Genomic DNA, 26,632 nt, shown 5'->3' on the forward strand with positions numbered 1-26,632 from the left:
ATGACGATCAATAAGAGAGCTGGGCGCAGCATAAAGAAAAACATCGCGTTTTATATTATCAGTATCATTCTTACGATGCTGACATCTATGGTGATTGTCGCCGCGGCGTCAACCGGACACACACTGACAAAGGTTGTGGATGATTTTGTGAAGGACTATAAGGCGGAGGATGCGGAGTTTGTCACTTATCAGCCGTTGTCCGATGCAGATATGGAGGAGCTCGAACAGGAATATGATGTGATACTGGAACGCAGCCGGTATAAGGATGTAAATGTGGAAAGTGGGGATTTAAAAGGAGCTACGATCCGTGTATTCCCGATGCCGGAGAAGCTGAACCTCTGTGAGGCGCGGGACGGACACGAACCGGGCGATGGGGAAGCACTTCTGACACAGGATTTTGCGGATGTGCATGATATTAAAGTCGGAGATACAGTTTCTCTTGGGTCATATGATTATAAAGTATCTGCCTACACGACGAAAGCAGATTATATCTATATGCTTGAGAAGCTGTCCGGTTATATTGACAGTGAGAAATTCGCACTTGTTGTGGTCAACCGCAAGGAGTATGACAACATTGATGCAGATGAGACAAGCTATTATTCTATCAAATACAACAAGGATAATTCCAATGAAGTGCGTGAGAAGCTAAATGAGGATTATGTGATTGCAAGCTATATGGCGGCAACCACGAATACGCGAATCTCCATGCCGGTCAACGAGGGCGATGCCGTTACGAATATGGCGACCATGTATGCGCCGGTCATGTTCATCATCATTATCACTCTCGTTGTTATGGTACTTGGAAGAAATATCAGACAGGAACAGTATCTGCTTGGCACATTTCTGGCACTTGGATTTTCCAAGAAGCAGATCATAAGACATTATATGCGGTATGGGGTACTGCCGGGAGTTGTTGGAAGTGTACTTGGCTTGATTGTGTCCATTCCGTTGACCGGGGTACTGTGCAGATTCTATATCGAATATGATTTTGAAAAGCTTATGTATACACCGGCCTACAATGTACCATCGATCGTTATAGCACTGGTTGTACCAACCGTCCTTTACTGTGCGGCTATCGCAATCCAGGCGGCAGAGCTCTTGAAGAAGTCACCGGTCGATCTCTTAAGAAACACAGGAAAAGATACGAAGACAGTTGGCGTGATGAAGAAGAGTCATGCAAAGACACAGACAAAGATGCGGGTGCGGAGCGTGATCGGACATCCGGGAAGAAGCATTGTAACGGCATTTGGTGTGGCTGTCGCTGCATTCTGTATTCTGACAGGATTTATTATGAAAGACAGTCTGGATACGCTGATGCATGGAGGACTTACAAGCTCTATCAAGTACGAATATCTGTACCGGCTGAATTCGTTAGAGGAAGGCACGCCGGAGCAGGGCGAGGCGTTGTTCCAGAATTACTATGAGGTAGAGGGAAACACAGTACAGCTTTTGGCACAGGGAATCAGCAAGGATTCGAAATATTTCCCGGACAAGACGGACGGTGGTGACGCGCTTGATCTGAACAAATATTATCTGACAAGTGCGGCTGCACAGACCTATGGTATAAAGACAGGTGATACGCTTACCTTCAGCAATATTGCAGATCTGAAAGAACATAAGGTAACAATCAGTGGTATCGTGACGGACAACACGCATTGCTATCTGTACACAGGAAGAGAAAATGCAACGGCGCTGGCAGGTGTAGACAGTGACGCCTATAACTGCATTATAAGCAAGGATGCATTGTCACTTGACAAAGACCGCGTGGCAAGTGAGACAACCATGACTGTCACGGCAGACACGATGGAAAATATGATGGGACCGATGCATGCAATCATGGTTATATTTGAGATCGTAGGTGTTGTGCTTGGTGTATTTGTGCTGTATCTGATTATCAACATGATCGTGGCAGAAACAGCAACCAATATCTCGGTTATGAAGGTACTTGGTTTCAGCCAGAAAGAGATTTCAAACCGGGTACTGAATGTCAACCATATTCTGGTATGCATCGGATATTTGATTGGAATCCCGGCTGCATATATGTTTGTCAAGGTCGGTTATTCAGATACAATCGAGAATTATGGTATGCTGTTGTCACCGGTTCTCACAGCCAGAACGTTGGTGATCGGTTTCGTACTTACATGGGTAGTCTATGAGATTTCCCTTCTTCTCCAGAAGAAAAAAATATCAAGGATTGACATGGTGGAAGCTTTGAAGGAAAATAACAGAAACGAGTAGATTTCTTCAGAAGCTTTTTGGGAGGATACAGATGGCAAAACGGGTATTTACGGAGGAAGAACGGGTAGAGTATAGAGAGAAAATGCTGGATGCAGGGTTTGATTTGTTGAAGCAGTATGGAATGACACATATGTCGGTTGCCAAGATCACCGAGGCAGCCGGCATCGGTGTAAGTACGTTTTATAATTTCTTCTCGTCGAAGGAAGAATATGTGTATGAGGTTCTGCAATACCGGAGAAGAAAGATTCCGGAGCTGATCCGGATTGCATTAAATGGCAAGGAAAAGGCTGGTCCGGCAGAGACGCGCACGTATCTGAAGATGATGATTGATGAGCGGTACAGTGTATTTCCAAGTCTGACACCGGAGGATGAGAAGCGGCTGCTGGAGATGCTTCCAGAACAGGTAAGACCGGATCTGCTGAAAGAGACCGAGACAAGTATTCAATTCTTCCGGCATATGGAAGGCATCCGACCGGATGTGAATATTCCACTTGTGGCGAATCTGATCAAGGTCTATGTGCTTGCCGCAGAGGGAAAAGAGATGCTGCACCAGACGGTGTACGAAGTGACGATGGATCGCATGCGGGATCTGATCTTGTATGAGATATTCGGAAGAACGGAATAAAGTTATGAAAAAGGAGCGATCAGCTCCTTTTTTTATGCCCTGAAAATAAGACTGACTTTTCCAGTTTCCCGGTTGTTATATATGAATGACAAAGGAATGAAAGGAAAGGTGCAGTATGAAGAAACAGGCAAGACACAAAAAGAAACAGAGCTACAAAGCGGTAGCGCGTGTACTCGTGACTTTGCTAATATTGTTCACTGGTCTGATCGCATACTATTCAATCCGTGGTGGAGATCGCACATTGCTCATGGTATTTCATTCGGAAAAGCAGGTGGCAGATACTTCAGGCGCATGGAATCTAATTCTTGTTGATCGGGATCATTACATTCCTGCCAATTATCAGGTGGAACTGACCGAATTATCCAATGGGGAAAAGGTGGATTCAAGGATCTATCCGGAGCTACAGCAGATGTTTGATGATGCAAGAGCGGCGGGACTTGCGCTGTTTGTGCGGGAAGGGTATCGGACAACAAAGGAGCAGCAACAGATCATGGACGATCGAATCAAAGAATATGAAAATCAGGGCTGCTCGAAGAAAGAGGCGAAGAAGAAAGCGGAGGAGTATGTTGCGATTCCGGGGACGAGCGAGCATCAGTTAGGACTCAGTGTGGATATCAACGCGGATACATCCAAATGTTCATCGGATGCTGTCTATCAGTGGCTGGATGAAAATGCATATAAGTACGGATTTGTGAAACGCTATCCAGAAGATAAGACAGACATTACATCCATCAACAACGAACCGTGGCATTACCGGTATGTGGGAAAGGATGCAGCAAGAACGATGAAGCAGGAAAATCTGTGTCTGGAAGAATATCTGATAAAATATAAATAAAACTGACTTTTCTGACGCGTATGTTGTTATAGTAAGTGGGGATAGAAAAGAGGTGAGAGCGAGAATGGAGTCTACAAGCGATTTTCTGCTGGTGCACCGGGCGAGAGCCGGGGATGAGGAAGCATGTGAGAGACTGGTCAGGAAATATTATCCAAGCATTTATCAGTACTGTTTGCTGCATATATATGACACCTATGAAGCAGAGGATCTGACACAGGAAGTGTTTGCCAGAGCCTTTGAAAGCTTAGAACGATACAGGGAATATGGCAAAGTAAAAAATTATCTGTACACAATCGCCGGAAATGTAGTGAAAAATTATTATAAGAAGAAAAAGGATATTCCGCTAGAAGAACTGCCAGAGGCGGAATCCGAAAATCGTGTGGACACGGTTGGTATCCGGCTAGATATCGAACAGGCGGTGCGGAAGCTGCCGGATGAGCTACGGGAAGTTGCGATTTTGTCGTTCTTTCAGGAGCTGAAGCAAAGAGAAATCGCAGGATTGCTCCAGATCAAGCTCTCACTGGTGAAATACCGGATTGGACGGGCGAAGGAGCTTTTGATCAAAGAATTGGAGGTGGAAGAATGAAAGCTTACAGACAACGGATACAGGAATATAGAGATTTCGTACAGCAGACATGTATACGGGAAGAAGCGGGGGCATGCACGATAAAGGTGTGTCAGGATATTCTGACAGAACAGGCACTCCAGATGGAATCAAAGAAGACATCGTATTTTGAATTCTTATATGAGCAGTCACGGTTCATCAAAAAAAGATGGTGGGTGTTGCAGGGCGGAGTGCTTCTGTATCTATGGCTGTGGCTGAGCAACAATGCCAACGACATGAAAGAGACAATGCGACTTATGGGAATTTTCGCAACGATGTTTGTGATTTTGATCGTTCCGGAAGTCTGGAAAAACCGAAGAAACGGTGCCGTCGAGGTGGAACAGGCATCGTATTATACGCTTCGCCGGATCTGTGCGGCGAGAGTCCTGTTGTTTGCAGCAGTGGACTTCTTGATTGTCATGATATTTTTGGCGGTAGCATATCGGACAACGGCACTTACCCTGAACAATCTGGTTGTGAACTTCTTACTTCCGGTCAATGTGTCCTGTTGCATCTGCTTCCGCGTGTTGTATAGCAGATGGGAACGGTCAGAATATGTTGCCGTGATGCTATGTCTGCTATGGGTGGCAGTCTGGACGATGATTGTTGTAAATGATGCGGTCTATCAGAGGATTGCATCTCCGGTCTGGAAAGCGATGCTGTTGCTGACATTTGTATATGTTGTGTATTGTGTTCGGAAGTCATTGACTTTCGATGAGAAAATGTTGGAGGATTACACCAATGAAATTAGAGTTTAAGCATGTAACAAAACGATATAGCGAGGTAGCCGCCGTCCGGGAAGTAAACTGTGTTATGGAACAGGGCATCTACGGATTGCTCGGAGTCAATGGCGCAGGGAAAACAACATTGATGCGGATGCTGTGTACGATCATCCAGCCATCGGAAGGAGAGATTCTATGGAATGGCAAGGAAATCTGGAAGCTTGGTAGTGCTTATCGGGAGGTGCTTGGATATCTGCCACAGGAGTTTGGGTATTATCCCGATCTGAATGTGTATGATTATATGATGTACATTTCTTCGATAAAGGGACTAAAGCAAGCATTTGCCAACAGGAGAATAAAACAGCTTTTGGAGCAGGTAGATATGTGGAAGTTCAGAAAACGGAAGATGAAGCATCTGTCTGGCGGTATGGTCCGGCGCGTGGGGATTGCGCAGGCAATGTTGAACGATCCAAAGATTTTAGTGTTAGATGAGCCGACAGCAGGACTTGATCCGAACGAGCGGATACGGTTCCGCAACCTGATCAGTGAGCTGTCCGAGAACCGTCTTGTATTGTTATCTACCCATATCGTGTCGGACATTGAATATATTGCAAATGAAATCATGCTGATGAAGGATGGAATGCTTTGCTATACAGGAACCGCGGAAGAGTTGCTTGCATCCATGCAGGAACGTGTATGGCTGTGTCAGGTGCCGAGAAATATGGTCGAGAACTATATGCGGAAATATCTGGTCGGAAATATCAAAACATCCGAAAATGGTGCAGAGCTTCGGATCATATCGAAGGAGAAGCCGATGGCGGAAGCTGTGCTGACAGAGAAGAATCTGGAAGATGCATTTTTGCTTTATTTCGGGGAAAAATCGGAGGAACGATAGGATGCTTAAATTAGAGTTGAAACGGATTTTTTCAAAGAAGTTAAATGTGCTTGCCGTTGGTCTGATGGTGATATTGGCAGCGGTGTTTAGTGGATTTGCAGCGACCAGCAATCGGTACGTGGATGCGCATGGAGCAGTCAGCACTGGAATGCTGGCAACGAGAAAGCTTGCAGAAAATAAACAGGAGTATGCAGGTCCCCTGACGGAAGCAGAACTCACGAAGATTGTTGCACAGTATAAAGCGGTGATGGCACAATCCGAAGAAAAACAGGATGCGAATTACGGGACGCTGTATCAGCCAATCGATGATATCCTGAATTTCATGATATCCGTGCTGACACCAGATGAGGGATATGATGAGACAGTTTTGGATTCGGTGACGGAGGATTCCGTACAGGTTTTCTATACGTGGTATCAGAAAAATATGAAATGGATGGCAGATCAGTATGGAAAGACTCCTGAACAGAAAGATTATCTGGAGAAGAAATACAGTGAGATTATATTGCCGCTCCAATACGAATCCTATGGTGCATGGGATACGATGATTATGTATGCGGAGACATATTCGATCGTGCTGGCAATTCTGGTTGGATTTATCTGTGCAGGAATATTTGCAGATGATTTTCAGACAAAGGCGGATGCGGTATTTTTTGCTTCGAAGTATGGAAGATCCAAAGCAATTAAAAACAAGATACTGGCAGGCGTCGTTGCGACAACGATGATCTACTGGACAGGAATTGTCCTGTTAAGTGCAATCAGCTTTGGCATTATGGGAACCAGTGGCATGCATACACCGTACCAGATGTCGGAAGCATATAGCATCTACATCATGACATATGGACAATATTACGCACTGACAGTAGCATGCGGTTACATTGCAAGTCTGCTTGCAGCGTCTTTAGCCATGCTGGTAGCGGCGAAGATGCATACGATCAGTGTTGCTGTCTGCATTCCATTTTTTCTGTACTGCTTACTACCATTTATTGGGCGGGTATTGTCCAGCTATACAAAGGTGTTCAACCTGATTCCGACGATCCTTACAAATGTGGAAGCAAGCGTCAGGGTGCCGTTGTTGTATCAGATTGGAACGCATGTGATCCGGCAGGTTCCACTTGTAATGGTGATGTATACCGTTCTTTCCATCGTGCTATTGCCGCTTATTTACCGGAGTTTCCGGCGATATGGGAGAGCGTAGTTGATTTTTATCAAATTACTCTGTATTGCAAGTGATAAGAGGATAAGCATGGGCTTTTCCGGAGATAAATGATGTGGCGGATTGATAAATTCTCGTTTGACATTTTCAAAATCAGCAAATATAATATTCAAACGAACGAGTAGCAAATCTGCGTAAATCCAGTTTTGCTGCTCGTTTTTATTTTTATATGCCATTAAAAAGTGTGTAGCTGATCAGCGTAAGTCCAACTTAGAATGATTAGTACACACTTTTTTTATGAGGAAAAAAGGAGGATTTAGAAAAATGGCAGAAAGTAACAAGATGAAGGATATACCAGTGAATAAGCTCATAATCCGGATGGGTATTCCGATGATCTTATCCATGGCATTGCAGGCAGTCTATAATATTGTAGACAGTGCGTTTGTCGGAAATATGAAGGTGGGAAGCGAAGCTGCGCTGAACGCGTTAACGCTGGTGTTCCCGGTTCAGATGCTCATGGTAGCAGTCGCAATCGGCACCGGTGTTGGCACGAATGCACTTCTGGCGAGGACGCTTGGACAGGAAAATCCACAGAAAGCGGCGAAGGTAGCGGGAAACAGCTTATTCCTTGGAGTGATTATCTATGCAGTCTGTCTGTTGTTCGGCGTGTTCGGTGTGAAAGCATATATTTCCTCACAGACCGGTGATCCGCAGGTCATCTCTATGGGAATTAGCTATCTGCGTATCTGCTGTGTGCTTTCGTTTGGAATTATTTTCTTTTCGTTATTTGAGAAGCTGCTGCAGGCAACGGGACGTTCCCTTTACTCTACGATTGGTCAGGTCGTAGGTGCTGTGGTAAATATCATTCTTGATCCGATCATGATCTATGGAATCGGACCGGTTCCGGAAATGGGAGTCGAGGGTGCAGCTTATGCAACGGTGATCGGACAGATTGCATCGGCAGTGCTATTATTCATCTTCCATAAGAAATTCAACAAGGAATTTGAACAAGGAATTACCTATATGAAACCGGATGGCACGATTATATGCGGGATATATTCCATCGGACTTCCGGCAATCATTGCACAGGCACTTATGTCAATCATGGTGTATGTGATGAACCTGATCCTGAAATTCAACGCAGCCGCCCAGACGGCATACGGACTTTTCTATAAAGTACAGCAGTTTGTGCTTTTCTTGGCGTTCGGACTGCGTGATGCAATTACACCGATCATTGCGTTTGCCTATGGAAGGGGGAGCAAGAAGCGGATCAACGATGGAATCAGATATGGCCTGACGTATACAATTGTTTTGATGGCTGTCGGAATTTTGATTACGGAGCTTTTCCCGGAATCATTTGCCGGATTATTCAATGCAGGGCAGTCGAGAGAATATTTTATAGATGCGATGCGTATTATCTCGATCAGCTTCCTTTTCGCAGGCGTCAACGTCGCGTATCAGGGAATCTATCAGGCGTTAAACGGTGGTATCGAGTCGCTCGTGATTTCGCTGCTTCGGCAGCTTGTAATCATCCTTCCACTCGCGGGTGTATTCTCCATCTTCGTTCGTAACGGGCAGATGGGCGTGTCACTCATCTGGTGGGCATTTCCGATTACAGAGTTTCTTTCGTGTCTGGTCGGCTATGTGCTTTTGAAGAGAATTAAGAAATACAGGGTTGGAGAGATAACGGACGAGAAAAAAGGGTAAAATTCTGGAAAAATAAAAAGTTACTCTCTTAACTTGATGTAAACGTAATTACATAGTATAGTTATGTCCAAATACCAATGACAGCTATCATAATTGGAGATATTTTTGATCGCGATGGAAGCAGATATTTTATTATGGATTCAAAATAATATACGGAATGATGTGTTGACCCCGATTTTCAAGTTTGTTACGACACTTGGAAATGCGGGAATGATCTGGATTGTCCTCTCTGTGGGATTGCTGATCCCGAAGAAGACAAGGCGCGTCGGCGTGCTGGCGTTAGTTTCTCTTTCCTTCTCGGCTTTGATTGATAATGTGATCTTGAAGAACGTCGTTGCGCGGACAAGACCATACGACGTGATCGAAGGACTCACCAGTCTGGTCGGTTCGCAGAAGGATTATTCATTCCCATCCGGACATACCGGAAGTGCCTTTGCAGCGGCGGTTGTGATGTTCCGGGAACTGCCGAAGAAGCTTGGAATTCCGATTTTAGTTTTTGCGTGTCTGATGGGATTATCCCGGTTGTATGTCGGTGTGCATTATCCATCGGATGTACTGGGCGGAGTCCTGATTGGTACTGGCGTCGCACTGCTTACTCATTGGTTCGGTACCGTCTGGATAGAACAAAAGGTATAAAACGAAAGAAGGAATAACGATGTGGATTGCATTTGCATTCGGCTCTGCGCTGTTCGCAGGACTGACCGCAATCTTAGCAAAATGTGGAATTAAGAATACAGATTCCAATGTCGCAACGGCGATCCGGACAATTATAGTCCTGATCTTTTCATGGATTATGGTATTCGTTGTAGGAGCACAAAAAGGGCTTGCAGATATATCCGGAAAGACGTTACTTTTCCTGATCTTCTCCGGTCTGTCGACGGGCGCTTCGTGGCTTTGCTATTTTAAGGCACTGCAGCTTGGTGATGTGAATAAGGTAACACCGATTGATAAATCGAGCACGATTCTTACGATGCTTCTGGCATTTATCCTGTTACGGGAAGCATTGTCTCCACTCAAGGTGGCTGCGATGATTGCGATTGGTGTGGGAACATATCTTATGATTCAGAAGAAGGAAACCGAAGAAAAAAAACAGGATGGCAAATGGCTGATCTATGCGATTGGTTCCGCGGTATTCGCCAGTCTGACTTCGATCCTTGGAAAGGTTGGAATCCAGGATGTCAACTCGAATCTTGGAACGGCGATCCGGACGATTGTGGTACTCATCATGGCATGGGTGGTTGTGTTTGTGACCGGAAAGCAGCATACCGTAAAGCAGATCGACAAATCAAGCTGGATATTCTTAGTGTTATCCGGAATTGAAACCGGTGCTTCGTGGCTTTGTTATTACCGGGCATTACAGACCGGACCGGCAAGCGTGGTTGTACCAATCGATAAGCTTAGTATCTTAGTTACGATTGCATTTTCCTATGTCGTATTTCATGAGAAATTAACGGCAAAGGCGGGTATCGGTCTAGTGTTGATTGTTGCCGGAACGCTGCTGTTGTTGCTCTGGCGAGCTTAATTTTCAGGATATGAAGAAGGCTGCCGAGTTCAGGGGGGAACCTGCGATTCTGAAGCTATGGACAAAGGAGACTGGAACACACCATTAGGGTTTACATGTCAGTTTGGACATAAGTTTAAGGGGAGTCCAAGACTTATTCTTGATAAAAAGGTAGAATCTGTTTCCATGCGGGGGATAATCTGTTGGTTGCAGGTAGTTTGTCAGTTTAAATATTTTTTGCGATAGTCACTCGGCGACATGGAGACGTATTTTCGGAAAACACGGGAAAAATGCCCCGGGGAAGAAAAGCCGAGATCCAGACTGATGGCGGTCAAAGGTTTATCTGTGTAGCGGAGGAGGTGTTTTGCCTCCTCTGTTTTCCGGTTAAGTATAAAATCTGTGAGCGTGATATTACTTTCTGCCTTAAATCGTTTTGAGAGATATGATCTGCTCATATAAAATTCTTTTGCCATGGCTTCCACCGTAATCGTTTCTGACATATGATGGTCAATATAGTTTGCTACATCTGAAACAAGCTGTGATTTTGCCCCTGCTTCCTGTAACTGGTTTACACGCCTGGCAAAGTCTATGAGCATACGATAACGAAGATTGATAATCCTTGAATAATCATTTGATGATTCGCATTTCTGTATGTAGCTGTCACTCAGTGTGAATGCATCATCGGGATTCATGCCACCGTGGATAGCCGAACGTGAAACAAGCGTAGTTGTAGCGATAAAGGTATCCTTTAATTGACGAAGCTGATTGTCGGACATCGTACCAATCTTCAGAGCTGTAGATTTCTCAATCACTCCTGTTAAGGCCATATAATCGCCTTTTCGAACCATATTCATCACATTCTGTTCGAAATCATAAGTGTTGTGGAGTGTTATGCTTTGAGTTGTCTCATCGGAGAAAAACATGTCAGCATCATGCTTGTTCATTGATTCTATAAACTGCTTTTGTATGGCATCGTCAATAAAAACATCATGAAGGAAGCATTTCTCATTGTTCAGTATGTAATTCAAAAGACACAGAAGCTGCATAAGGCTTTCTAATGGTATGTGGGTGATATCCTGCATGGCGATTATAAAATCATCGATATCGTCACCCGGTATGTCCAATTGCATGGCGAGATCTCGTAGTGTTGGCGTGGAGTTTGGAACCTGGCTTGTCGGCCCGATTACAATTTTATAATTATCGGAATTAACAATGCCATAGTAGCAAAAATGTGCGGTCATGAAATAACCGACGTGGTCAGTAATTTTTAAAATGTCTGCCTGGTAGATAGACACAGGATCTTTAACAAGGTTGACTGTGGAGTGATAAAAAATAAGTGTATTGTTTTTATAAATACGTGTCGGAATTCCGAACAGACTGCCGGTGATTGTACCAATATAATCGTAATCAATGGATTGCATGGCTGGCTCCTCCTTATGAATATGGACACAATTATACTATTGTGAACACATATGTGCAAGAAATACGAAAAAAATAGTGATAGAATCCGGAAGGATAAAAAATATAAGAAAGGAACCTATGATTTATGTACACAAAAAATGCAAAAAAGAAAATTGAAAACATGCCATTACAGGAACGAATAGCCTATGGCTACAAAAAAGTAATTATGCTGATGCTTATTTCAGGGCTGCTTTCCATAATAGCGATAGGCGTACTGCTTGCGGATCTTTTGAATTATGTGCAGAAAATCAATGCTTCAGACATAGCAGTGAAAATGTGCAGAGTGAATGTAAATGCTGCTGCAAGAAATATAAGGGAAATGGCGTTGGATGACGATGAAGCTTCTTATGATGACTATGAAAAGACAATAACAAAGCTGCTTGCAGATGTTGATGCCCAGCTAAAAATAATAAAAGAAACCGGGGTTGTCTCAGAAGAAAATTATACAGAATATGCTACAGCATTATCCGATTGGGAAGACATAAGCACATCCATTATAGAGGAAATACGACAGGGACAGAACCAAAAAGGTGTAGAGGATATCCTTACCAAATGTACCCCTGCATTGAATAAATTAGTTGATATTGCTTTGAAATTAGATGATATTACAGACATAGCCAGCGATAAGGCAGTCAGAAATACCGTATTATGTGCTATTTTCGGTGTTGCCTTCATTATATTCTTTATAAGTCTGGCGTGGATAAATTCAAGAAAAACCAGCAAAAAAGTACTTTCGAGCATTTTGGAGCCATTGCATGCCATCGAAGATGTTGCAAAGGAGCTGACAGAAGGAAACTTACACAGCATGTTGGAGTATCGTTCGGAAGATGAAATCGGACGATTGGCACATAGCATGCGTAAATCTATCCGGATCCTGGGCTCTTATGTAGATGATATAGACCGCGCAATGAAGCTGTTTTCAGAGGGAAATTTTGATGTGCAGCCGAATGTGGAGTGGAAGGGAGATTTTGTTGGAATCCTAAATTCCTTTATGGCATTTGAAGAAAGTATGGCGGCTATGGTAAAGGGAATACAGACGGTTTCGGATCAAGTGTCCGGTGGTGCAGAACAGGTGTCATCCGGGGCAACTGAGCTGGCAGATGGAGCAACGAACCAGGCAGCAGCGGTAGAGGAACTGACGGCAACGGTAGAGAATGTTTCGGAACAAGTTCAACAAAACTCACAGGCTGCAAGTAAGATAAGTACAAAGGTAGTGGCACTTGGAGACGATATTTTGGAAAACAATGCCAAGATGCGTGAGATGGTAAAGTCTATGCTTGAAATTAAAGACGCATCCATACAGATAGAAAAAATTATTGAAACCATCAATGATATTGCATCACAGACAAATCTTCTTGCATTAAATGCGTCTATTGAGGCAGCGAGAGCCGGAGAAGCGGGGAAAGGATTTGCGGTTGTTGCCAATCAGGTAAACCAGCTTGCAGATCAGAGTGCACAGGCAGTAAAGGAATCGGCTGCTTTGATCAAAACATCCGTGAATGCGGTTGGAAAAGGGGTTTCATTTGCCGAGGAGACTGCACAGCAGCTGGAGATAATTGCACAAAACTCTAAGATTATTACCGGAGAGGTATCCGATATTGCGGATACGCTTGCAAATCAGACAGTCGAAATACAGCAGATCAATGAAGGAATAGAGCAGATCAATGATGTTGTACAGAGTAATTCTGCAACGTCGGAAGAGTGCGCTGCGGCGAGCATGGAGATGAACGACGAAGCAGATCATTTACGGAATATGATACAGGAAATCAAAGTGGCTGAATTTAATAAATAGGTAGAAGCATGAGTAATATTATATTTAAAGGATAGTTATGTTATGAAAGAACATAAAGATGGAATGCTTTCAAACGTTGATTTTAATAATATAATAGAAATAATCGAAGCATCTAGCCATTCCTTTTGTTTCGTGATAGAATAAGACATTCAATGAAATCGGAGGAATAGATATGAGTAACGAAAGCAAGCGCTGTAAGGTGCACTATACAGGAACATTCAACGATGGAACAAAGTTTGATTCATCTTATGATCGCGGCGAGCCACTCGAGTTTGTATGTGGTGCAGGCATGATGATCAAAGGATTCGATGAAGCAGTGAAGAATATGAATATCGGCGAGATCGTCGATGTACATCTGATGCCGGAAGAAGCTTACGGTATGCCGGATCCGGCGAATATCATCACAGTTGCATTCGAAGATATGCCTGGTTCTGAGAACTTAGAGATTGGCAATCAGGTTTATCTGACAACTCCATATGGACAGCAGTTTCCGGTGAAGGTCGTGGATAAAGACAAGGAGACTATCACCTTTGATGCCAACCATGAGATGGCAGGTAAGGAACTGAATTTCAAGATTGAGCTGCTTTCTGCAGAATAAAGATCATAAAAAGCGTGGACACGAAATGTATCCACGCTTTTTTAATGAAATAACGGGAAAGGTAACGCAAAACGATTGAAAAAGCACGGAAAATATGTTACTGTCATTTCGTTCGCTTTTGCGTTTACTGTGTGGCCTGACTCGATAGCAGCGTGATATTTACGATGCCGCCATGTATATTTGCAAAAAGGAAAACGACTATGGAAACAAATATGGAAACAAATATGGAAAGGGTAGAGGGTAGGTTACATGAATAGAAAACATCCAGAGAAGCGTGGGGCTTTTTCCGGCAAGCTTGGCTATGTGTTATCGGCGGCGGGCGCGTCGGTTGGTCTTGGAAATATATGGAGATTTCCGTATCTGGCAGCAAAATACGGCGGAGGAATTTTCCTGCTCGTCTATATTCTGCTGGCACTGACATTCGGATACACGATGATCGTTGCGGAGTCCGCACTCGGACGTATGACGCAGAAAAGTCCGGTTGGCGCATTCCGTTCCTTCGGTAAGAAGAAATGGATTTCCTTCGGCGGCTGGATCAACGCGATCATTCCAATCCTGATTGTACCGTATTATTCGGTCATCGGCGGCTGGGTAATCAAATACTTGGCAGAATATATCCGTGGAAATGGAACGAAGCTTGCAGAGGACGGATATTTCGGATCATTTATATCAAATGGTGTATCGACGGAGCTTTGCTTTGTGATTTTCTGTCTCATAACACTGGCAATCATTTATGCCGGTGTACAAAACGGAATCGAACGTGTATCTAAGATGATGATGCCGGTTCTTGTTGTACTTTCCGTGGTGATTGCCATTTATTCGGTGACAAGACCGGGAGCCATTGCGGGTGTGAAATATTTCCTGGTTCCGAATGTAAAGAACTTTTCGTGGATGACAGTCGTAGCTGCGATGGGGCAGATGTTTTATTCGCTGTCGATTGCCATGGGTATCCTGATCACATTTGGTTCCTATATGAAGAAGGATACGTCCATCGAGGATGCGACGCGAAATGTAGAAGTGTTTGATACGGCGATTGCAATCATGGCAGGACTTATGATTATTCCGGCGGTGTTTGCATTTTCCGGCGGAGATCCGGATACGCTGCAGGCAGGACCTTCGCTCATGTTTATCACGATTCCGAAGGTGTTTGCGAATATGGGACTTGGAACAGGCGTCGGGATTTTGTTCTTCCTGCTTGTGTTATTTGCAGCCCTGACAAGCTCAATCGCCCTGACGGAAAGTGCTGTTGCGACATTCGAGGATGAGCTTGGCTGGGGACGGAAGAAGTCAACGGTTGTGATCGGATTGATTATGATTGGACTTGGAACGTTATCAAGTCTTGGATATGGTCCACTTGGATTCGTGAAGATACTCGGAATGCAGTTTTTGGACCTGTTTGATTTCCTGACGAATTCCGTGATGATGCCGATTGCTGCGTTTGTGACAAGTCTGCTTGTATCGCGCGTGGTTGGAATCGACAAGATCGAAGAGGAAATCTGCCATGGAGAAAGCAAGTTCCGGAGAAAGAAGATATTTGTCGTGATGATAAAATATCTGTGCCCGATCTTCGCGCTGATCATTCTGCTTAGTTCCGTGGCGAATGCGTTTGGCTGGATATCAATGTAAAAAGAAAATATGATGATGAACGTAGCCAAACAGATGATTGCGGAACATGTTTTCGGGTAAATCAGAGGTAATCGGATATGGAACCAAAACAGGAACATAAATTGATATCCCGTGCAGATATCCTGCTGATCGTCGGAATTATGATTCTGACGATCGCAGGACTTTTTGTGTGGAAGAAGCTGCAAAAGCCGGGGGCATATGTGGATATTTTGATCGATGGAACCTCGGTGAAGACACTGCAGTTAGACAAAGACGCAAGCTATGAGGTAATGCAGGAGGCAGGCGTCAATACGGTCGTTGTGCAGGATGGCAGTGTGACTGTACAGAATGCAGACTGCCCGGACAAAATCTGTGAGAAGCACCAGGCAATCAGCCAGACTGGGGAGACGATCATCTGTCTGCCACACAAACTTGTAGTGGAGATTAAAGAGTAGATGGACATAGACTAGACATGGAAGACGAAAAGAGACAGAACACAGTGAAGGACGCACACGGACAAAAAAATAACCAATCACAATTAAATAATAATCATAAGATTGCGCTCTGCGGAGTCCTGATAGCACTAGCCATGATCTTATCGTATCTGGAAAGCCTGGTGCCAATCCATATGGCGGTACCGGGGGTGAAGCTTGGTCTTGCCAATCTGGTTACGATTATCGCACTGCAGAAACTGGATCTGAAGTCGACGGTTGTAATCTCGGTCGGACGTATCATCCTGTCGAATGTTCTGTTCGGAAATATGGCGGTGTTACTGTACAGTCTGGCCGGTGCGGCATGCAGTATTCTGATCATGACACTGCTTAAAAAATGCCGGGTGTTCGGACTGGTAGGAATCAGTGTTGCAGGCGCAGTCTTCCACAATCTGGGGCAGATCCTGGTCGCGGTCTGCGTGATGGAAAACGTGCGTATTTTTTATTATATGTTCATCCTGTTGATTACCGGAACGGTCGCTGGTGTAGCAATCGGATTGCTTGCTTCGTTTCTGTTAAAAAATATAAGAATATAGTCACAAAAGTTGTGAAATTAAGGACACATTTGTTGATAAAAATCCTCACTTGTATTAGAATAGTAGTAAATATTTTTTAGAGTGGGGTCAGTACGATGAAACTAACTTTTAAAGGAGGCATCCATCCATACGAAGGGAAAGAACTTACGATGGATAAGGATGTAATTGAATATGTCCCAAAGGGAGATATGGTATATCCACTGAGTCAGCATATCGGTGCACCTGCGAAGGCGGTTGTCAAAAAAGGTGACCGTGTTTTGGTAGGGCAGCTGATTGCAGAAGCCGGTGGATTTGTTTCTGCAAACATTCATTCTTCTGTATCCGGAACAGTCAAGGCCGTGGAACCTAGACTGACTGCATCCGGTTCTAAGGTCAATTCGATCGTGATCGAAAATGACAATCAGTTTGAAGAAATTGAATATGTGAAAAATGACAAACCGCTTGCGGAGCTTAACAGGGAGGAAATCCTCGAAGCAATCAAGAACGCAGGCGTTGTCGGCATGGGTGGCGCCGGATTCCCGACGAATGTCAAGCTCTCACCGAAGAATGCAGACGAGATTGATTACATTATCGTGAATGCATCCGAGTGTGAGCCATATCTGACATCGGATTACCGTCGTCTGCTTGATGAGACGGACAAGGTGATCGAGGGCTTGCGTCTTGCACTTGCAATCTTCCCGAAAGCAAAGGGAATCATCGCGGTCGAGGATAACAAGCCAAAGGCAATCCAGAAGTTGAAGGAAGTGCTTGGAAATGATCCGGACATCAAGGTCAATTCCATGAAGACCAAGTATCCGGAGGGAGCAGAACGTCAGCTCATCTATGCGAATACCGGCCGGTATATCAATTCGAAGATGCTTCCGGCAGATGCCGGCTGTATCGTACATAATGTAGATACGGTGTATTCCATCTGTGAAGCTGTACGGCAGGGCAAACCGTTGATTCAGAGACTGGTGACTGTGACCGGTGATGCGATTACAGAACCATGCAACTATCTTGTACAGATAGGTACAAGCTTTGCAGAGCTGATCGAGGCAGCAGGTGGATTCCTGCAGGATCCGGAGAAGATCATTGCCGGTGGTCCGATGATGGGAAAAGCCATCTATGATCTGAATATTCCGGTTACGAAGTCCTCATCGGCAATTCTATGTATGACGAAGGATGAGGTCTCAGAGTATGAGCCGAGTAACTGTATCCGCTGTGGCAGATGTGTGGAGGTTTGTCCGGGCAGAGTGATGCCGAACAAGCTTGCGACACTGGCAGAACAGGGTGATCTGGAGGAGTTCCAGAAGTTAAATGGTATGGAATGCTGTGAGTGTGGCTGTTGTTCGTATGTATGTCCGGCGAAGCGCCATCTGACACAGACGATTGCAGGCACAAGAAAAGCCATCTTGGCGAATCGCAAGAAATAGGAGGTGCGAGAAAGTGGAACAGGAAAATTTGAAATTAAAGGTCTCTGCTTCCCCGCATGTGAGAAGCAAGGCAACGACATCGGATATCATGTTCGATGTTGTGATCGCATTAGTTCCGGCAACGGCATTCGGTCTGTACATATTTGGCTGGTATGCGGCATTGCTGGTCGCAGTTTGTATCGGAAGCTGTGTTGGGTTTGAAGCATTATATCAGAAATGTATGGGCAAGAAGGTAACGGTTGGAGATTTCTCTGCCGTGGTAACCGGACTGCTGCTCGCTCTGAATCTGCCGCCAAATCTTCCAATCTGGATGGCAATTGCTGGTTCTGCATTTGCAATCATCATTGTAAAGCAGCTTTTTGGTGGACTTGGACAGAACTTTATGAACCCGGCACTTGGAGCTAGATGCTTCCTGTTGCTGTCGTTCTCTCGTTATATGACAAACTTCGTATATGACGGTGTGGCAACTGCAACACCACTTGCAACACTGAAGCTTACCGGCATGGTAAACCTGCGTAGCATGTTCCTTGGATATACGGCAGGTACCATTGGTGAGACATCCGTGGTTGCACTGTTGATCGGTGCAATCTATCTGCTTTGCAAGAGGGTAATCAGCCCAAAGATTCCTTTGATTTACATTGGAACTTTTACAATCGCAGTTGCAATCTATGCAGCAACGAAGGATTACAATGTACCGGTTTATGTGGCTGCACATTTGTGTGGTGGCGGCCTGATGCTTGGTGCATGGTTCATGGCAACCGATTATGTGACAAGCCCGATCACTTCCTCAGGAAAAGTAATCTACGCGATCGGACTTGGACTTTTAACATTTGTACTTCGTATCTTCGGAAGCAGTACCGAGGGTGTTTCTTATTCCATCATCATCATGAACCTGTTAGTACCTCTGATCGAGCGTGCAACCGTACCGAAGGCATTTGGCGAGGGTGCCGAGATCAAGGATAAGAAGCAGGCAAAGCTTGCCGTGAAGGAAGCGAAGAAGGAAGCAAAGAAAGCTGCGAAGACAGAGGATACTTGGGACGGTGATGACAAGGAACCAAAGAAGAAAGACAAGATGGATGTCAAGGGCATCGTGGTTGCAATCGTTGCAATCTGTGTGATCACAGTTGTGATGGGTGCAGCACTTGGCGGTGTCTACAGTGTGACGAAGGATCCGATCGAGAAGGCACAGGAACAGGCAAAGAACGATGCCTATGCGGAGGTGCTTCCGGAAGCAACACGTATTATGAGCGTGGAAGAGGATGGCAATGTTGTAAAGCAGATCAATCCACTCCTTGAATCGTATGGATTTGAGGATGTTCATATCGATGATATCTGCGTCGGCGGTGATGATGAGAAGAATGAACTGGTTGGTTATGTAATTCTCATTACAAGTACGGCAGGGTATGGCGGAGATATCCAGATGGCAATCGGAATCAATACCGAGTATCAGATCACAGGTATTTCCTTCCTGACTTTGAACGAGACAGCAGGCCTTGGTATGGAAGCAGATACGGATGAATTTAAATCACAGTTTATTGGTAAGCAGGTAAATAAGTTTGAGTATACAAAGACTGGTTCGACAAAGGACAGTGAAATTGATGCATTGTCCGGTGCGACGATTACCACATCGGCAGTGACAAATGCAGTCAATGCGGCACTTCGTACAATTCGATTCCTGACAACAGGAGGTGCACAGTAATATGGGAAAGATAGCAGAACGTTTAAAGAATGGTATTATCACCGAGAACCCGACCTTTGTCCAGATGCTTGGAATGTGCCCGACACTTGCGGTTACATCCTCAGCAATTAACGGACTTGGCATGGGACTTACAACGATGGTAATCCTGACGATGAGCAACTTCATGATCTCCCTGCTCCGGAAACTGATTCCGGACAAGGTGCGTATTCCGGCATACATCGTTATCATTGCTTCGTTTGTAACAATCGTACAGTTTGTATTGCAGGCATATATTCCAAGCCTGAATGACAGTTTGGGAATCTTCATTCCACTGATCGTTGTAAACTGTATCATCTTAGGTAGAGCGGAAAGCTATGCATCAAAGAATCCGGTAATTCCATCAATCTTTGATGGTATTGGTATGGGACTTGGATTTACAGTCGGACTTACGACAATCGGTATCATCCGTGAGATCCTTGGTTCCGGCAGTATCTTCGGATTCGGCTTTGTAAAGGCTGTTGAGAATTTTGCTGAGAGTCATGCAAGTGAGAAGGTATTCCAGATCTTATCCGATCAGGGATTGTTCCAGCCGGCAAGTATTTTTGTATCGGCACCGGGGGCATTCCTTGTACTGGCATTTATCATTGCATTTATCAACCGTCGTCATATCAAGAAGGCAAAGAAGACGGGCGGGAAGGCAGAGACATGCAGACTGGCAGATTGTGCAAGCTGTGCAAATGCCATGTGTGCAGGCAAAGGAAAGGAGGAGTAGGATATGAATATTATTTTATTAGCGATATCCGCTGCTCTTGTGAATAACGTTATCCTGAGCCAGTTCATGGGTATCTGTCCGTTTTTAGGAGTATCAAAGAAGGTAAGCACCGCAGCCGGTATGGGTGGTGCGGTTATCTTCGTTATGACGATTGCTTCGGCAGTGACAAGTGTGATTTATCATTTCGTGCTTGTGCCGCTTAAACTATCGTATCTGAACACGATCGTGTTTATCTTAGTCATTGCAGCACTGGTACAGTTTGTGGAGATGTTCTTAAAGAAGACGATTCCATCGCTGTATGAGGCACTCGGTGTATACCTGCCACTGATCACAACGAACTGTGCTGTGCTTGGTATCGCACTGAAGAATGTGCAGGATGGATTAAACATCGGGGAATCTATCATCAACGGTATGTTCTCCGCAGTCGGATTTGCAATTGCAATCATCGTAATGGCAGGTATCCGGGAGAAGATTGATAAAAACGATATACCGGAAAGCTTCAAAGGAGCGCCGATCGTGCTGATCACAGCCGGTCTTATGGCAATCGCTTTCCTTGGACTGAATGGTTTGATTTAGAGGAGGCGAAGAAATGGGAGCATCGATTTTGTACGCGGCTGCGGTCATCGGAATTGTCGGAATTTTAGCGGGAATCCTCCTGGGCGTGGCAAGCGAGAAATTTAAAGTAAAAGTAGACGAGAAAGAAATCAAAGTGCGTGAGGCGTTGCCCGGCAACAACTGTGGAGGTTGCGGATATCCGGGCTGTGACGGTCTTGCGGCAGCGATTGCGAAGGGCGAAGCGAAGCCGGATGCCTGTCCGGTCGGTGGCGAAGCCGTAGCGAAGAAAATCGTAGAGATTGTCGGTGGGGAGATCGACAGTGTCAGACATGTGGCACATGTGAAATGTGCCGGAACGTGTGAGAAGGCAAAGGACGCTTACGATTATGTAGGCCCGGAGGACTGTCAGATTGCAGCCAATGCACCGGGCGGCGGATCAAAGGGATGCAGCTTCGGATGTCTTGGGTATGGTTCATGTAAGCGTGCCTGCCAGTTTGATGCAATTTCCATCGTAGATGGTGTGGCAGTTGTGGACAAAGACAAATGTAAGTCCTGCGGACAGTGTGTACTTGCCTGTCCGAGACATATCATCGAGATGGTACCGGAAGATGCCGGTGCAATCGTCGAGTGTAATTCGAAGGAATTTGGTAAAGACGTAAAGGCGGTCTGCAGCGCAGGCTGTATCGGATGTGGTCTGTGTCAGAGAAACTGTCCACAGGGCGCAATCACCGTGAAGGATCACCTTGCAGTCGTTGACTATGCAAAATGTACCGGCTGTGGCACCTGCAAGGAAAAGTGCCCGGTTAAAATAATAAAGTAGACGATATGTGTTAATATAATAAAGTGTATCAAGTTGTACATAATTACAATTCTGACACAGACCGTTGAAGCACGCTGGTACTTAATGAATGGCAAACTTGTTTGCCGTGAATTTAGTACCACTGCGTGATGAACCGAGCGAGAGCGTGTCTGTGTGGAATTCGTAATTATGTACGACTTGTATATCACGATATTAATACATAAGATGGGAGAGAGTATGGGAAGAGATTACGTTATTATCACTGATTCATCGAACGATTTACCAGCCGGCTATGCCGAGGAACAGGGCGTCGTGATTATTCCAATCAGCTTTGAAATCGGCGATGAAGTATTTGATGGAAGAGAAAAAACACTGACAAAGAAAGAGTTCTATGACCGCATGCGTGCGGGACAGGGAACAAAGACAGCAGCGCCGAACATCAACGATATTGAAGAGGAGTTTGAGAAGGCACTGTCCGCAGGAAAAGACGTATTATTTACCTGTCTTTCCTCCGGTATCAGCAGTACGATCAACAACGCGTTTGTATGCAAGGAAGAGATGCAGGAGAAATATCCGGATGCAGAGATCTGTGTCTTCGATTCCATCTGTGCGAGTGGTGGACACGGTCTGTTGATCTACCATGCGATTGAGAACAAGAAAAAGGGCATGTCTGTCACAGAGAACATGCAGGCACTCGAAGAGTTAAAGCACCGTATCGTGCACAAATTCACGGTGGATGATCTCACCTATCTGCAGAGAGGTGGACGAATCTCCAAGACGGCAGCAGTCATCGGTGGTATGATCCAGTTGAAACCGGTTCTGCATGTGGATACAGAGGGAAGACTTGCAGCTGAGAGTAAAGTGCGTGGACGTAAGAAAGCGTTAAACCAGCTGCTTGCAGAGATGGATATCTGTACAGGGAGCTATGCAGACAAGCAGGATGTAGTACTGATCTGTCACGCGGATTGTCCGGAGGATGCGGAGTATGTCCGGGCAAAGGTAGAGGAGAAGTATCATCCAAATAAGATCATCATGAGCGAGGTCGGACCAATCGTCGGAGCACACGTTGGACCGGGAACGATGGTACTTATTTTTGAAGGTGACAAGCGATAAGATTTCGCATATACTAACTATAAAAAGCGAAGGTATGCGATGCGCTTTTTAGAATTAAAAGAAAAAGAAGTTATAAACTGCAAAGATTGCAGGCGGCTCGGCTATGTTGCCGATGTCGAGTTTGATTGTGAGACAGGGAAGATACTTGCAATCATCGTACCGGGACCGGGCAAATTATTTTCCTGCTTTGGTTCGGGAACGGAATATTACATTCGGTATTGCAACATTGTGCGTATCGGACCGGACATTGTTCTGGTCGATATTGATGCCTGCGATATACGGAAAATTCAGGGAGGAAAGGAATAAACATATGAAGTGCCCATTTTGCGGAGATGATAATACGCGTGTGATTGACTCAAGACCAGCAGATGACAACGAGGCAATCCGTAGAAGAAGACAGTGTGATGAATGTGGAAAGCGTTTTACTACGTATGAGAAGGTAGAGACGATTCCTCTGATTGTAATCAAGAAGGATAAGAATCGTGAGACATATGACCGTTCCAAGATTGAGTCAGGAGTGGTACGTTCCTGTCACAAACGTCCGGTATCTGTGGATCAGATCGAGGCATGTGTGGATGAGATCGAGAACAAGATTTTCAATCTCGGCGTGCGTGAAATCGAAAGCGAGAAGATTGGTGAGATTGTAATGGATCAGATTCGTGATCTGGATCAGGTTGCATATGTGCGTTTCGCATCCGTCTACCGTCAGTTCAAGGATGCGGATACGTTTATGAGTGAGTTGAAGAAGCTTCTGGATACAAAGTAGACGGAACTGAAAGGGACGTTATGGATTATATCAAACTGATCGAAGGTGCAGAGGGCGAGATTGTCGAGAAGAAATCCCGTTTTATTGCGCAGATTGCCCCGGTTGAGACAGAAGAAGAGGCGTATGCATTTATCGAGAAGATTAAGAAGAAGCATTACGATGCACGGCATAACTGCTTTGCATTTTCCGTGGGCGCTGAGATGCCGCTGCTCCGGTTCTCGGATGATGGAGAACCACAGGGCACTGCAGGAAAGCCGATGCTGGAGTTGATTCAGAATTCTGGAATCCATGATATCTGTGTGGTTGTGACACGGTATTTTGGCGGTACACTGCTTGGTACGGGCGGACTTGTCCGTGCATATACGCAGGCAACAAAGGAAGCCCTAGAAGCGTGTACGACGAAGTTAATGCAACAGTTGCTTCCTGTTTTGATCCGGACGAATTATACGGATATGGGGAAAATACAATATATCCTGAATACGAGACAGGTTGCGATCATCAACACGGAATTCGCAGAGGATGTGGTCTTTACGGTACATATTCCGGTTGGCGATGCGAAAGCAATCTTAAAAGAGATAACCGATGCGACGAATGCAAGAGCGCAGATCGAAGAACAGGACGAGATCTTTGGATGATCTCGTCCTGTTTTTGTATCATATTAAATGTATGTTCCAATAATTAAAAAATATGAAATCATAGAATATAATTCACGAAGAAATATACGATGGTAATCAGTAAAAGCACCGGGATCCACTTGGCAAGTGTCCGGCTTTTTTTGATAAACACCGAAAGTACAAGCGACAGAAGATAGGCAAGCAGACTGACAAGTGTTACCTGTAACAGAGTTGCAGTTCCGTAGGTGATGCCGTTGCATAGCATGCCGATTCCGTAGATTGGAAGGATGCCAGCCAGAAGTCCCGTGCATAAAATACTATATCTGCGTCTGCCGGAAAGTGCAATGTAGATGCCACGCTCCTGATCCTGTAAGAACAGCATCAGACTGAATAATGAGGCAAACAGGATGAGCAGACAGGTACATTCGAAGATTGGAAGCTGGATACGGTAGGTATTTTCCTTATAATCATAAGCACCATCTGTGACGGACGACATACGGAAGATCGTATCGCTGTCCATGTATGTCTGCATACGGCTTTTTAAATCTTCGGATAACGCTGCATCGTCAATCGTGTCAACTAAGATCTGTGGGGAAGCAACCTTGAAGATATAATGGAAGAATGTCTCGCTGATGGCAGAGGAAAGTGTGCTTGCGCTTGTCTCGTACAAGGAAATCTTCGGTTCTCCGGAGCCTGCAATGTAGCCGGAGAAAAATCCATCTGGCAGGACAAAACCGCATTCTGCATCACCCGCCTGTACATCCCGGATTACATCTGTGGACGCATCTACATAATAAAACTGATAGAGCGAGGCACTAGCATCTAATTCCTCTTTGAACTGTGTCGTATACGCACTGGTATCTTCCAGATATACGGCAACACGGATTTCTGTGGACTGGCTTTTCGCTGGAAGCAATGCATAGATTCCAGTTAAGATGAGCAGGACGCCCAGCATGCACCAATATAGCTTTCGATGTAAAATTCGTTTCCATGCGACAATCAGTCGGTTCATAACAAAACTCCCAAATGTTTAATAAAGTGCGTGGCAGAAAATCTGCATTACATACGTTCCCGGCAGATACGGACGGATCTGCTGTATCACCTTTGGCAGCAGAACATCCGGTAGAAGTCCGCCACCGCAGTAGGCAAGCACCAGCACAACAAATAACAGACAGATATTTGCGGAAAAGGTACTTCTGGAAAAGGTTGCGATTCCGGCGATCAGCAGTGCAATCAAAAGCAGTGCAGGGATGATCGTCAGAAGTCCGTTCAGGTTTGCGTGCCCCATCCAGATGGAGATTCCGATATAGCACGGCAGGAACAGGATATACAGAGCTAAAAATGTATGGATCATGTTTGCTGCCAGTATATGTCCGCGGTTTAGGTGATACAGCTTCATGCATTCGCAGATGCCATTTCCGGTTCCCTGTAAATATGGAATCAGCAGGAATGCAAGAAAACAGAGACTTAATATAATCGCAAATGCGGCATAGTGCTGTGTGAGTGTCACACTTCCTGCATCCTCTGCCTGTATCGTCTTCATATAATTTGTCTTGTTCATGACACGGTCTAGGTATACGAAGTTCACACGGTTGGAAAGCTCACGTATCTGTTCCGGTGTAAATTCGTGGGCACGTGTCGTGTCAAGGCCGCTGTAAATACCAGCCTGAGCAGTTCCGAGCAGTCCGGCGTAGGACATGAACAATTCGTTGATGATATAAGAGGATATGGAGCTGTTGTCGTAAACAACGATATCAAGCGGTACATTTGTACTGTCCATAATTCCAGAGAAAAACTGCTCCGGGACGATGATCAGATACAGGATTTCATGCGAAGCAAGCATGTTATAGCCTTCCTCGACGCTGTTTACCTGTACGAGCTGGACGGTTTCCTCCATTCCTTCTAAATCCTGTAACATACCAATGCCAAGCTGGTTTAGGTCCAGGTTGTCGTCCTGTGGCAGATAGTATCCGATGGAAATCGCAGAAAATACATTTTCCTTATATAGATGTCTGGATAGATAAAATCCTGCGGTTCCAGTCAGGAGAAGCAACAGTAACAATGAGACAAACGTCGATGGCAGATAGTGTAACAGCCGTTTGCAGTTGGCGCGGATGAAATTGAAAAACATATGGATGTGAGACATAAGTTCCTCTTAAA

Annotated in this window: 27 protein-coding genes and 1 pseudogene; 25 read left to right on the plus strand and 3 right to left on the minus strand. The window is 45.0% G+C overall.

Annotated features, from left to right (window positions below):
* The 10 genes from AAAT93_RS04430 to AAAT93_RS04475 all read left to right on the plus strand — a co-directional run bounded on the left by AAAT93_RS04430 (position 1) and on the right by AAAT93_RS04475 (position 10,301).
* A complete protein-coding gene (locus AAAT93_RS04430) occupies positions 1-2,238 on the plus strand; it encodes an ABC transporter permease (protein WP_118670507.1) in 2,238 nt (745 codons plus the stop codon).
* Between the two features lie 31 nt (positions 2,239-2,269).
* Positions 2,270-2,863 (plus strand): TetR/AcrR family transcriptional regulator, encoded by a 594-nt coding sequence (locus AAAT93_RS04435; RefSeq protein WP_021986332.1) that lies wholly within the window; start codon positions 2,270-2,272, stop codon positions 2,861-2,863.
* A 115-nt stretch (positions 2,864-2,978) separates the two neighbouring features.
* Positions 2,979-3,698, plus strand: coding sequence for a M15 family metallopeptidase (locus AAAT93_RS04440; protein WP_227573034.1), 720 nt, complete (start codon positions 2,979-2,981; stop codon positions 3,696-3,698).
* 64 nt (positions 3,699-3,762) lie between these two features.
* Positions 3,763-4,284, plus strand: a complete 522-nt coding sequence (locus AAAT93_RS04445) for an RNA polymerase sigma factor (protein ID WP_227573035.1) — start codon at positions 3,763-3,765, stop codon at positions 4,282-4,284.
* Complete coding sequence (locus tag AAAT93_RS04450) at positions 4,281-5,060, plus strand: hypothetical protein (protein WP_117781339.1); 780 nt, start codon at positions 4,281-4,283, stop codon at positions 5,058-5,060. Before AAAT93_RS04445 ends, AAAT93_RS04450 begins: the two co-directional genes overlap by 4 nt.
* Positions 5,044-5,919 carry an ABC transporter ATP-binding protein gene (locus AAAT93_RS04455; RefSeq protein WP_117781340.1) on the plus strand — a complete coding sequence of 292 codons (876 nt, stop codon included), beginning with the start codon at positions 5,044-5,046 and terminating at the stop codon, positions 5,917-5,919. The genes AAAT93_RS04450 and AAAT93_RS04455 overlap by 17 nt, the downstream gene beginning before the upstream one ends.
* A 1-nt stretch (position 5,920) precedes the next feature.
* On the plus strand, positions 5,921-7,114 hold the full coding sequence (locus AAAT93_RS04460) for an ABC transporter permease (protein WP_195541469.1): 1,194 nt from the start codon (positions 5,921-5,923) through the stop codon (positions 7,112-7,114).
* 282 nt (positions 7,115-7,396) lie between these two features.
* Positions 7,397-8,779 (plus strand): MATE family efflux transporter, encoded by a 1,383-nt coding sequence (locus AAAT93_RS04465; RefSeq protein ID WP_227573036.1) that lies wholly within the window; start codon positions 7,397-7,399, stop codon positions 8,777-8,779.
* Between the two features lie 114 nt (positions 8,780-8,893).
* Positions 8,894-9,415, plus strand: a complete 522-nt coding sequence (locus AAAT93_RS04470; RefSeq protein WP_227573037.1) for a phosphatase PAP2 family protein — start codon at positions 8,894-8,896, stop codon at positions 9,413-9,415.
* A gap of 19 nt (positions 9,416-9,434) precedes the next feature.
* Positions 9,435-10,301, plus strand: coding sequence for an EamA family transporter (locus AAAT93_RS04475; RefSeq protein WP_118544750.1), 867 nt, complete (start codon positions 9,435-9,437; stop codon positions 10,299-10,301).
* A 200-nt stretch (positions 10,302-10,501) separates the two neighbouring features.
* On the opposite strand, the gene AAAT93_RS04480 is transcribed toward AAAT93_RS04475, so the two are convergent.
* Positions 10,502-11,701 (minus strand): helix-turn-helix domain-containing protein, encoded by a 1,200-nt coding sequence (locus tag AAAT93_RS04480; protein ID WP_118544751.1) that lies wholly within the window; start codon positions 11,699-11,701, stop codon positions 10,502-10,504.
* Positions 11,702-11,862: 161 nt separating this feature from the next.
* On the opposite strand from AAAT93_RS04480, the gene AAAT93_RS04485 reads away from it, so the two are divergent.
* The 15 genes and pseudogenes from AAAT93_RS04485 to AAAT93_RS04555 all read left to right on the plus strand — a co-directional run bounded on the left by AAAT93_RS04485 (position 11,863) and on the right by AAAT93_RS04555 (position 24,493).
* Positions 11,863-13,533, plus strand: coding sequence for a methyl-accepting chemotaxis protein (locus AAAT93_RS04485; RefSeq protein WP_330594634.1), 1,671 nt, complete (start codon positions 11,863-11,865; stop codon positions 13,531-13,533).
* A gap of 172 nt (positions 13,534-13,705) precedes the next feature.
* Positions 13,706-14,131, plus strand: a complete 426-nt coding sequence (locus AAAT93_RS04490; protein ID WP_118544753.1) for an FKBP-type peptidyl-prolyl cis-trans isomerase — start codon at positions 13,706-13,708, stop codon at positions 14,129-14,131.
* A gap of 249 nt (positions 14,132-14,380) precedes the next feature.
* The gene (locus AAAT93_RS04495) at positions 14,381-15,757 is read left to right on the plus strand and encodes a sodium-dependent transporter (RefSeq protein ID WP_195541466.1); all 1,377 of its coding nucleotides are present in this window, start codon (positions 14,381-14,383) and stop codon (positions 15,755-15,757) included.
* 77 nt (positions 15,758-15,834) lie between these two features.
* Positions 15,835-16,191 (plus strand): NusG domain II-containing protein, encoded by a 357-nt coding sequence (locus AAAT93_RS04500; RefSeq protein ID WP_227573038.1) that lies wholly within the window; start codon positions 15,835-15,837, stop codon positions 16,189-16,191.
* Between the two features lie 17 nt (positions 16,192-16,208).
* Positions 16,209-16,763 (plus strand): Gx transporter family protein, encoded by a 555-nt coding sequence (locus AAAT93_RS04505; RefSeq protein ID WP_021986314.1) that lies wholly within the window; start codon positions 16,209-16,211, stop codon positions 16,761-16,763.
* Positions 16,764-16,858: 95 nt separating this feature from the next.
* Positions 16,859-18,175, plus strand: a complete 1,317-nt coding sequence (rsxC, locus tag AAAT93_RS04510; protein ID WP_227573039.1) for an electron transport complex subunit RsxC — start codon at positions 16,859-16,861, stop codon at positions 18,173-18,175.
* 28 nt (positions 18,176-18,203) lie between these two features.
* A pseudogene (locus AAAT93_RS04515) lies at positions 18,204-19,127 on the plus strand (RnfABCDGE type electron transport complex subunit D); the annotation flags it as partial.
* A 120-nt stretch (positions 19,128-19,247) separates the two neighbouring features.
* The gene (locus AAAT93_RS04520) at positions 19,248-19,874 is read left to right on the plus strand and encodes an RnfABCDGE type electron transport complex subunit G (RefSeq protein ID WP_227573075.1); all 627 of its coding nucleotides are present in this window, start codon (positions 19,248-19,250) and stop codon (positions 19,872-19,874) included.
* Between the two features lies 1 nt (position 19,875).
* Positions 19,876-20,625: an electron transport complex subunit RsxE gene (rsxE, locus tag AAAT93_RS04525; RefSeq protein WP_021986311.1), complete on the plus strand. Its 750-nt coding sequence runs from the start codon at positions 19,876-19,878 to the stop codon at positions 20,623-20,625.
* A 3-nt stretch (positions 20,626-20,628) separates the two neighbouring features.
* Positions 20,629-21,201: an electron transport complex protein RnfA gene (locus AAAT93_RS04530; RefSeq protein ID WP_118544757.1), complete on the plus strand. Its 573-nt coding sequence runs from the start codon at positions 20,629-20,631 to the stop codon at positions 21,199-21,201.
* A gap of 13 nt (positions 21,202-21,214) precedes the next feature.
* Positions 21,215-22,000, plus strand: a complete 786-nt coding sequence (locus AAAT93_RS04535; RefSeq protein WP_118670511.1) for an RnfABCDGE type electron transport complex subunit B — start codon at positions 21,215-21,217, stop codon at positions 21,998-22,000.
* A gap of 216 nt (positions 22,001-22,216) precedes the next feature.
* Entirely contained in the window at positions 22,217-23,092 is an 876-nt protein-coding gene (locus AAAT93_RS04540; protein ID WP_227573040.1) for a DegV family protein, read from the plus strand.
* A 39-nt stretch (positions 23,093-23,131) separates the two neighbouring features.
* Positions 23,132-23,398, plus strand: coding sequence for a YlmC/YmxH family sporulation protein (locus tag AAAT93_RS04545; protein WP_021986307.1), 267 nt, complete (start codon positions 23,132-23,134; stop codon positions 23,396-23,398).
* A 4-nt stretch (positions 23,399-23,402) separates the two neighbouring features.
* Positions 23,403-23,858, plus strand: a complete 456-nt coding sequence (nrdR, locus tag AAAT93_RS04550; RefSeq protein WP_021986306.1) for a transcriptional regulator NrdR — start codon at positions 23,403-23,405, stop codon at positions 23,856-23,858.
* 20 nt (positions 23,859-23,878) lie between these two features.
* Complete coding sequence (locus AAAT93_RS04555; RefSeq protein WP_021986305.1) at positions 23,879-24,493, plus strand: YigZ family protein; 615 nt, start codon at positions 23,879-23,881, stop codon at positions 24,491-24,493.
* A gap of 58 nt (positions 24,494-24,551) precedes the next feature.
* On the opposite strand, the gene AAAT93_RS04560 is transcribed toward AAAT93_RS04555, so the two are convergent.
* Entirely contained in the window at positions 24,552-25,484 is a 933-nt protein-coding gene (locus tag AAAT93_RS04560) for an ABC transporter permease (RefSeq protein ID WP_227573041.1), read from the minus strand.
* An 18-nt stretch (positions 25,485-25,502) separates the two neighbouring features.
* Positions 25,503-26,618, minus strand: a complete 1,116-nt coding sequence (locus tag AAAT93_RS04565) for an ABC transporter permease (protein ID WP_196020197.1) — start codon at positions 26,616-26,618, stop codon at positions 25,503-25,505.
* Between the last annotated feature and the right edge of the window lie 14 nt (positions 26,619-26,632).

This window comes from Coprococcus hominis (ex Arizal et al. 2022) (assembly GCF_040094675.1).
GTDB lineage: Bacteria > Bacillota > Clostridia > Lachnospirales > Lachnospiraceae > Coprococcus_C > Coprococcus_C hominis.